The organism is Ornithinibacillus proteolyticus, assembly GCF_039581225.1.
Lineage (GTDB): Bacteria > Bacillota > Bacilli > Bacillales > Amphibacillaceae > Ornithinibacillus > Ornithinibacillus massiliensis.
Window position 1 is genome coordinate 41,908 of the sequence record NZ_JBCPXV010000028.1, and the last position, 9,758, is coordinate 51,665.

Consider the following 9,758-nt stretch of genomic DNA (forward strand, 5'->3'; position numbering starts at 1 on the left):
CTCCTACTACCTAGTTTATTACAGGAGCACTTAAAAATAAATATTCAATTTTCAAAAAAGTAATCCGCTAAGGAGGGGAGGACTTGCATAAGGGGAGATTATAGCGATAAAAAAAACCCTGAAATTTAGTTAAGATACTAAATCTCAGAGTTTTTAAGGTTATTAACGAGAATAGAATTCTACGATTAATTGTTCGCTAATTTCAGATGGTAATTCAGAGCGTTCTGGTAAACGATTGAATGTACCTTCTAATTTGTCAGCGTCAAATGTTAAATATTCTGGTACGAAGTTTGTTACTTCGATTGCTTCTTTCACGATATCAAGGTTTCTTGATTTTTCGCGAAGACCAATTGTTTGACCAGGTTTTACTAGGTAAGATGGAATATCAACGCGAGATCCATCAACTGTCACGTGACCGTGGTTTACAAGCTGACGAGCTTGTCTACGAGTACGTGCAAGACCTAAACGATAAACAAGGTTATCAAGGCGAGATTCAAGAAGTACCATGAAGTTTTCACCATGAACACCTTTCATTTTACCAGCTTTATCGAATAGAGTGCGGAATTGACGTTCGTTCAATCCATACATAAAGCGTAGTTTTTGTTTTTCTTGTAATTGAAGACCATACTCAGAAAGCTTTCTGCGTTGGTTAGCTCCGTGTTGCCCAGGAGCATAAGGGCGTTTATCTAGCTCTTTGCCAGTTCCAGTTAATGAAATGCCAAGACGACGTGATTTTTTCCATACAGGACCAGTATATCGTGCCATAGGACATTTCCTCCTTTTTATTTTATTTGCATAAAATAAAATTCCAACCGTGATCGCGCCAAACGCCATTATGTTTTCATGTACCATCGCTCCAGCAGCTGAGAGTTACGCGATACACCTCGTTATGAGGAACAAAATGGACAGATTGGTGATTCACTTAGGCTGCCTTATTATTTTACACAAAGAATAGTATATAATTTTTTTGGAACTAAGTCAATGATTCTTTTAATAAAAAGGTTGAATAACGTGCTATTTCATATGATAAAATGGTAAATTTAAATCAATATATTATATAATAGCAATAAATAAAATCCTTTGATAGGTGATTATGATGAATATTAGCTCTATACAAGAACAAATCAAATTAATTAACTATAATTCACTTACTACTGTATCACCTACTGGTAAGGACAATTTCTATCAAAATCTATCCACTAGTTTATATAAATTACTGGATTTAGATTTTATTGGTATATACACCTATGATCAAAGTCACAAACAGCTTCAATTAGTAGCACATACGAATAATTCAGTTGAAGCATTTTCAAATAAAATTGCAGATCCTCATAATAAGTATTGGAATACCATTATACAGAATCAGACCTTCATGGAAATTGCCGAGGAGGATAATGTATTTTCATCCGCTAAAACGGAAGAGACTACGATAGCTGTTCCGATACAGCCATCATGTGGTCCGGCTGGAATGATTGTACTAGGTATAGATTCTAAACAAGGGTTAGTGGATGAGCTTTTAATCACGATCAAAGTGGAGCTAGAAAGGTCGTTTACAGTTGTAAATGAAGTCATCCAATCAAAACAAAATGAAGAAAAATACCAAACGTTATATGATATTACGTCTACATTTTTAGTTTTAAATAATAAGACAGAAATATATACAGAAATTATCTCTAGCATCCGTCGTATTTATCCTGACTATGCATTTTACTTATTATTAGCGCAGGATCATGATGAGACATTAGGTTTACCTATAAGGGCAATTGAATTCAGTGACGATTCAACAAAACTAGCTAGCTCTCAGGCCTTTTTAAAGGCGGAAATTCAAATAGAAAACCTAATTCAGGAGAAAAACACGTGTATATATGCGCCTTTGAAGGGATACCAAGGGGTATATGGTGTACTACAAATTATTATCCCGATGATAATAGACTTTCCAGAAGAGGAGATTGCGTTTATTAGGAAGTTTGCTAACACAGCAGGAAAAGCTATCGAAAATACCATTTTATACCAAAATTCGAAGCATCTTGTATCCGATTTGCAATTGATTAATGACTTAACTCAACGATTAAACTCAAACTTAGATTTAACGGAAATAACGAGGCTTGTAAGAGATCAGATCATAAAAATCTGTAAACCTTCCGAAATAGGATTCATCTATAAAAAGCAGGAAATGGCACATCATTTTGAGGCAATTGATGGTAGTACCTCATTTTTTGAGACATTGGAAGGTCGTATGGTAATGCGTACGTTCGTTTCCGATATACTAAAACGTAAAGAAGCCATTTTTTCAGGAGAATTTACATCGAAGGATACTTATTTTCCTTATCACTCTGTAATGGCTTTACCGATGATTAATGCCGGTGAGGTAAATGGTGTTGTTATCGTACTTCATCACGATTCGTATGCATTTTCATTTGACGAGTTTAAACTATTACAATCCATCATTCGTCACTCTACATTAGCCTTTGTTAACACTATTCTAAAAGAACAATTACAAGAGGCAGCTTCAACAGATTACTTAACCCAGCTAAATTCACGAAATTACTTGGATGAAAAAATAATACAGCATATGAAAAGTGGGGAACTGGGGACATTAATTTTATTTGATATTGATAATTTTAAACAAGTTAATGATACATATGGTCACTATATTGGCGATGAAGTAATAAAGCAGGTAGCAACTATTATAAAGTCCAATATTGCGGACAGAGATGTTGCAGCTAGATGGGGTGGAGAAGAACTTGCTGTTTATCTACCTAATACGGAATTAAATGAGGGAGTTCAACTAGCTAGGAAAATAAATACCCAAGTAGAAAGCTTTACAGAACCAAGAGTAACGTTATCGGCAGGTGTTTCTTCTTGGACAAAAGCATCTGATGACTCGGCTAAGAACTTTTTTATTCGAACAGATAAGGCTCTCTATGACGCCAAAAACTATGGAAAAAACTGTGTCGTGAAATATAGCATAGATGAACAGGAAAAAGATAATCTACACGCTTAGTTTTGTAATGACTTGGATTATTAGAATTAAGCTTCGCATTGAGAAATCATTTAGCTGACTTCTAATTAAGAAAAAAAGGTTAGCGCCGTATGCTTTCTACAGATCGAAGTTAAATATCGTTCTCTTACATGTATTAGATAAAACAAAAAGAAGACACGCGCGAGGTACTTCCTGTGCGATGTCTTCTTTTTATTGCTTTTGTTACGCGGGGCGTCTTTCGAACCGATATGGACGAATAAATTATTGTATGAAACCTAAAGATATTTCGTTAATTCGGCAACAAATTTCTCCAAGTATTCTTGATCCGTTTCATCAAAGCGATTTAAAATCGGGCTATCAATATCAAGGACACCGAATATTTCACCATCTTTTATAATAGGAACAACAATTTCTGATTGACTGGCACTGTCACACGCAATGTGTCCAGGGAATTGATGAACATCTTCAATTCGTTGTGTTTTACGTTCTTTAACAGCAGTACCACATACACCTTTTCCATAACCAATACGAATGCAAGCTGGTAATCCTTGGAATGGTCCTAAAACAAGCTCGTCATCTTTCCATAAATAGAACCCCACCCAATTGGTTTCATCAAGAAATTGATTTAATAAGGCAGAGGCATTGGATAAATTAGCAATAACATCTGTTTCACCATCTACTAACGCTGATAACTGCTTAATTAATAGTTCATAATCTTTTACTTTATCACCAGAATATAAACTCGATTGAAACATAGATAAACATCCTCCCAAAAAATAGTTATAATTAATCCTGATGAATGAAGCAGGATAATTTATATTTCTGTCGTATTAATAATATATGAATCTAAATGATTACGAAAGGAGTTGGGTTCAATGAAAGATTCCCCTACTAAAAGAAAAGTAGTTGAGGCTGCTTCTTCACTTTTTTATCAAAAAGGATTCCATGGTACTTCTGTTCGTGACATCGCAGAAAAAGCCTCTGTTAATGTTTCCTCTATAAGTTATTACTTTAAAGGAAAGCAGGGATTATTAGAGTATGCTGTCTCACGTTATTACGAAGAATATTTAGCAATCATTGAAGCAACTCTTGAAGAATCAAGTGATGATACCCCTAATGAAAAATTGAAAAAATTAATACATAAAATTATACAATATAAACATAGTAACCTACAATTATCCTGCTTTATACATCGTGAATTATCCATGGATTCTGTATTTGTTCGTGAAATGGTTGTTACCTACTTAGCGAAAGAAAATTTTATTATTGGAAATGCATTCACCGCTGTAGTTAAAGGCGGTAACGTAGATAAACAAAAATTAGATCGGCAATTTTTACTGATGCAATTAAAAGGTATGCTTGTCACACCTTATGTTTTACATAATGAATGGCGGAGTCAGGTCGTAGGGGATTACTCGCATTCCTTATTTGTTACCAAATATGTTCAGACCATTCATCAATGGATTGATTATATAACCCAATAAGAAAGGAAAGAGGTTGGGACATAGCAAAAGAATTGAATATAAAACCGAATGATACACGATACTAGCTCCGAAATATACGTAGACTCCTGTGGGAGGAAGGGCAAGGTTGAGACTCCTAAAGAAGTAGCACGAGGAGGCTAAGGCAGCCGCCCGGCGGTAAAGAAGACACTGCGAGGTTCTCTCGAGCAGATGTCGACTTATGCTGTGATAAAGTGCAAGGTAGACACTGCGATGGTTTTATCGAGCAGATGTCGCCCCTGTGCTGGAAGCAACCGCAAGTATATTTCCGGAGCGGGATCCTTGCTCATCATACGGTTTTTACTTTAAGATTCATCCTTTTGTCCCAGCCTTTTTTTTCATTCTAGTGTACCTGAAAATTTGAAGGAATTATATAACTACTTTCATAATCTGACAAAAAATCACTTTTTTAATTGATTTTTTTAGCCAAAAATCGCGGATACATGGTATTATAATGATTATAGAAAAATAGCTTTACATGATAAGAGAATCATTTTTATATAAAGGAATTTCTTCTTGGGATTTTTTAGGGGGCTTTACTATGGAATATATTATTGGAATTGTACTTGTCATAATCGCACTAATTATTATAAGCCTTATTATGAGAAAGAGAATTTATGATTTAGTTGACCGCCTAGAGGGTTGGAAGCTAGATGTCATGAACAGAAATGTATCTGCGCAGTTAACAAGAATTAAAGCGCTAAATCTATCTGGTGAGACGCAAGACCGATTCGAATCTTGGAAGGAACGATGGGATTATATACTTTCAAAATCGCTTCCGGATATTGAAGAATATTTATTTGATGCTGAAGAGGCCGCGGACCGATTCCGTTTCTCGAACGCAAAGAAGATTCTGCGAAAAACGGAGCAGAGCTTACAAACAATTGAAAAAGATATTGATAAAATTCTCATTGAATTAGATGCATTAGTTGAATCAGAAGAAACAAGTCGTAAAGAAGTGGAAAATATTCAACCGGCAATTAAACAGTTACGTAAGAAAATTGCACAGAATAGATTCCAATATGGAAAAGCGGAATTACGTTTTGAAGTAGAGATTGACGAACTAGCGGAGATGCTAAATCAATACCATGAATTAGTAGATTTAGGGAATTACACTGAAGCGAAAGAATTAGTAGACTCCCTAAAAGAACGTCTAGATTTACTTACAGTCGAAATGGAAGAGTTTCCAGAAATATATCGAGCATGTAAACAGGATATTCCTGCCCAAATAGATGATTTATATGCTGGAATTAAAGAGATGAAAGAAGAAGGATTCCGCATTGAACATCTAGGCTTTGAAAATGAATTACAAGGGTACCAACAGAGGCTTTTAGATTGTGTTATCGCTCTAGAAAAGGGAACATCAACAGAAGCGAGAACCTTAATGAAAGAGGTTGAAGATCGTATTCAGGAAATGTATCAATTGTTGGAGAAAGAAGCAATTGCCAAGAATTATATGGAAACCCAAGTTCCAAGCTACCAAAAGTCAGTAGAAGAAATTGCGGCATCATTTGAAGAAACGAAATCAGAGGTTGACTTATTGAAGCAAACGTATTATTTTGATGATCAAGATATGGAAAAATACCTATCATTGGAAAAGAGTATTGGACAGCTGCAAAAAATATTCGATGAAGTTGTAGAAGGTCTAGAAGAGGATGATATGCCTCATTCAGAACTGCGAACACAGCTGGAAACTGGATTTAATCAGTTAGAAGAGCTTTATGAAAAGCATCAAGATTTTAAAGCGAGTATTTATAACATGAGGAAAGACGAGATAGAAGCGAAAGAAAAATTAGCTGATATCCGTGAACAAATTAATGAGACGAACCGCAAGATTAAAAAGAGTAATATTCCTGGAGTACCAAATTTTATTTGGAATTCAATGGACGAAGCTTTAGAGAAAAGTAATCATGTATTAAAAGCATTGGAGAAAAGTCCTTTAGATATTGCTGAAGTACAGCGCTCGTTAACGGCAGCTAAAGCAGCAGTGGATTTATTGGTAGAGCAAACGGAAGTCATGGTAGATCAAGCACGTTTAACTGAACAAGTTATACAATATGCTAACCGTTACAGAAGTAAATATCCATTGCTTGCTGCGAAGCTATTAGAAGCAGAGAATTTATTTAGAAGTTATGAATATGAAGTAGCATTGGAACAGGCTGCTAAAGCACTTGAAGAAGTGGAGCCTGGTGCATTAAAGCGAATTGAAGAACATCAATTAATATAAAAAATAAGAATGGTCAGTGAGGCTGCTTTATGGAAAGAGATTTCCTAAAGACAGCCTTCCGTTTTGTGTTTAATATGAAGTTAAGATTAAAAACTTTCACGTTATCGGAAGTTTTTCTATAATGATATTTTGGGATTAAATACGAAATGAATTGTTATAAGCAGCTCTCATTTGTTGCAATAAAAAGTGATAAAAGGAGGATTTTTCATGATATATCTAGATAATAGTGCAACCACGAAACCACATCCAGAAGTGTTACAAAGTTTTCAACAGGTATCAACCAGTTACTTTGCAAATCCTTCTTCTATCCATATCCTTGGTGGAGAGACGGAGAAACTTCTACTAAAATCGAAGGAACAAGCTGCGAATCTTCTAAACGTTTATGAGGATGAAATTATCTTCACATCAGGTGGTACAGAAGGGAATAATACTGCTATTAAGGGAATAGCATTACAGCATCAAGGACGAGGTAAGCATATCATTACCACTGAAATTGAACATCCTTCTGTCTATGAGGCATGTAAAAGTTTAGAAACGCTAGGATTTCAAATAACCTATTTACCTGTAAATGAAGCTGGAGTTGTGTCTGTTGAAGATGTAAAACGTGCCATTCAACCGGATACCATTTTAATTAGTATTATGCATGTTAATAACGAAATTGGTTCCATTCAACCAATAAAAGAAATTGGTGAAATTGCTAAAAACCATCCAAAGCTCTTCTTTCATGTGGATCATGTTCAGGGCTTAGGGAAGGTACCGATTACCCTTTCTAATAGTGGCATTGACTTGTGTACGATGTCAGGACATAAAATCCATGGACTTAAAGGCACTGGTATCCTTTATAAACGTAGAGGTGTAAAGCTATTTCCTTTATTCCACGGTGGAGACCAAGAGTTAAAAGTGCGCTCTGGTACAGAAAATCTAGCTGGTGCAGTGGCGTTTGTAAAAGCACTACGTCTGATTAAAGAAAGACAAGTGAAGGAATCGGAGAAATTAATCCAATTAAACCTTTATTTACGTCAGGAATTAGGAGAAATAAAGGAGGTTGTTATTAATTCTTCTGAGCAAGCAGCACCACATATCCTGAACTTTTCTATTCCGGGATTAAAACCTGAGGTAATGATTCATACTTTAGGAAAGCAAGGAATATTTATTTCAACAAAATCTGCATGTTCCTCTAAAGATTTAGATGAAAGTAGAATTGTAAAGGCGTGTGGATTCTCGCAAGATAGGGCAAAATCGGCATTGCGTGTTAGTCTTTCCTATGACAATACAATGGACGAAATAAAAACGTTTATTCATAAACTGAAAGAAGCAATAACCCAACTAAAAGAAGTAATGGAGTAGATAATAATGGAATTTGATCATATATTAATTCGCTACGGAGAACTAGCGTTAAAAGGTAAGAACCGTAAACTATTTGTAGAAAAACTACAACAAAACATTCGTCATAAATTAATGGATTATCCGGAAGTAAAAGTGAAGAGAACTCAAGGGAGAATGTTTATCCTATTAAATGGAGAAGATCCACAACCAATTATGGAGAAGGTTAAGCATATCTTCGGAATTCATAGCCTAAGTTTAGCGATAAAAGTAGAAAATGAATTGGAAAGCATCAAAGAAGCTGCTTTATATGCGTTGACAAATGCAGTAGAAGTGAAAAAATTTAAAGTTACTGTAAAACGTATTAATAAAGGATTTCCAGTACGATCTCAAGAATTGAATCAAATCTTAGGCGGACATCTCTTAAGCCATACCGATTCATATACGGTAGATGTACACAACCCAGATGTAGAAGTGAAAGTAGAAATACGCCAAGAAGCTACTTACATTACATCAAGTGTTGTACGAGGTGCAGGGGGACTTCCAGTAGGAACCTCTGGTAAGACGCTATTACTGTTATCCGGAGGAATTGACAGTCCAGTTGCAGGCTATCTTGCGATGAAGCGTGGTGTTGAGATTGAAGCAATTCATTTCCATTCGCCACCATTTACAAGTGAACGAGCAAAGCAAAAGGTATTGGATTTAACAGAAAAATTAGCAAGCTTTGGTCCAAGTATTAAAATCCATATCGTTCCGTTTACGAAGCTTCAACAAAAAATATTCCAAGAAACACCTGATGGATACGGCATGACGGTAATGAGAAGGATGATGTTACGCATTAGTGAAAGAGTGTCTCAAAAGGAAGGTATCCTTTCCATGACAACGGGTGAAAATTTAGGTCAAGTAGCAAGTCAAACCATGACTAGTATGAATACGATTAATGAGGTTACGAATTATCCGATTATTAGACCGTTAATTACGATGGATAAGGATGAAATTATCGAGATTTCCAAAAACATTGATACCTTTGATATCTCGATAAGACCTTACGAGGATTGCTGTACTATCTTTGTACCGAAAGCACCGAAAACAAAACCTAAACGTGATCGCGTGAACTATTTTGAATCTAAGTTTGATTATGAGGAATTAATTCAAGAAGCAATTGATGGTATAGAAGTCGTCAGAATTACCGATAAGAAAAAAGCAGAGGATGCGTTTGAAGGTTTATTTTAACCAGAAGTGTATTTAGCAACACTTACCAATTAATAATATGAATGTTTCACCTCTAATACGCACATTATAAGTGTACCAAGGAGGTGAAATACCATGGCAAACAACAATAGCAACAATTCTAACCAATTACTTGTACCTGGTGCTGAACAAGCGCTAGAACAAATGAAGTATGAGATTGCTCAAGAATTTGGTGTTCAACTTGGTGCTGATACAACTTCTCGTGCTAACGGTTCTGTTGGTGGAGAAATTACAAAACGTCTTGTTCAAATGGCTGAACAACAGTTTGGTGGATTTAACGGTTAATACTAATTAAATAGTTTAAATGGCTGAGGACCATTCTCTACCCGAGGATGGTCCTCTTTATAGTGTGCCAGGCATGCACACATTCTCTAGGGTTGAAGTCCTGAATCACGAAGGCAGTAGTAGTGATTAGCTTAAGACAAGGGTGTCTAGGGTGACCTAGAATCTGAAGGAAGTCAGCGGCAAATCT

8 protein-coding genes are annotated in these 9,758 nt (G+C 35.7%); 6 read left to right on the forward strand and 2 right to left on the reverse strand.

Annotated features, from left to right (window positions below; all coding sequences use genetic code 11):
* Positions 1–162: 162 nt before the first annotated feature.
* A complete protein-coding gene (gene rpsD / locus AAIB49_RS13455) occupies positions 163–765 on the reverse strand; it encodes a 30S ribosomal protein S4 (RefSeq protein WP_186871335.1) in 603 nt (200 codons plus the stop codon).
* 331 nt (positions 766–1,096) lie between these two features.
* On the opposite strand from rpsD, the gene AAIB49_RS13460 reads away from it, so the two are divergent.
* A complete protein-coding gene (locus tag AAIB49_RS13460; RefSeq protein WP_343458324.1) occupies positions 1,097–3,004 on the forward strand; it encodes a sensor domain-containing diguanylate cyclase in 1,908 nt (635 codons plus the stop codon).
* A gap of 254 nt (positions 3,005–3,258) precedes the next feature.
* Here AAIB49_RS13460 and AAIB49_RS13465 read toward each other — a convergent pair whose 3' ends face one another.
* Positions 3,259–3,738: a GAF domain-containing protein gene (locus AAIB49_RS13465; RefSeq protein ID WP_339214284.1), complete on the reverse strand. Its 480-nt coding sequence runs from the start codon at positions 3,736–3,738 to the stop codon at positions 3,259–3,261.
* Positions 3,739–3,858: 120 nt separating this feature from the next.
* Here AAIB49_RS13465 and refZ point away from each other — a divergent pair, with 120 nt between their 5' ends.
* From refZ to AAIB49_RS13490, 5 genes are all read left to right on the forward strand, one after another.
* Positions 3,859–4,467: a forespore capture DNA-binding protein RefZ gene (gene refZ, locus AAIB49_RS13470; protein ID WP_339214286.1), complete on the forward strand. Its 609-nt coding sequence runs from the start codon at positions 3,859–3,861 to the stop codon at positions 4,465–4,467.
* 559 nt (positions 4,468–5,026) lie between these two features.
* Positions 5,027–6,712 carry a septation ring formation regulator EzrA gene (gene ezrA, locus AAIB49_RS13475; RefSeq protein WP_339214288.1) on the forward strand — a complete coding sequence of 562 codons (1,686 nt, stop codon included), beginning with the start codon at positions 5,027–5,029 and terminating at the stop codon, positions 6,710–6,712.
* Positions 6,713–6,919: 207 nt separating this feature from the next.
* Positions 6,920–8,059: a cysteine desulfurase family protein gene (locus tag AAIB49_RS13480; protein WP_339214290.1), complete on the forward strand. Its 1,140-nt coding sequence runs from the start codon at positions 6,920–6,922 to the stop codon at positions 8,057–8,059.
* A 6-nt stretch (positions 8,060–8,065) separates the two neighbouring features.
* Complete coding sequence (gene thiI, locus AAIB49_RS13485; protein ID WP_343458326.1) at positions 8,066–9,268, forward strand: tRNA uracil 4-sulfurtransferase ThiI; 1,203 nt, start codon at positions 8,066–8,068, stop codon at positions 9,266–9,268.
* Between the two features lie 93 nt (positions 9,269–9,361).
* On the forward strand, positions 9,362–9,571 hold the full coding sequence (locus AAIB49_RS13490) for an alpha/beta-type small acid-soluble spore protein (RefSeq protein ID WP_211742594.1): 210 nt from the start codon (positions 9,362–9,364) through the stop codon (positions 9,569–9,571).
* The last annotated feature ends 187 nt before the right edge of the window (positions 9,572–9,758 follow it).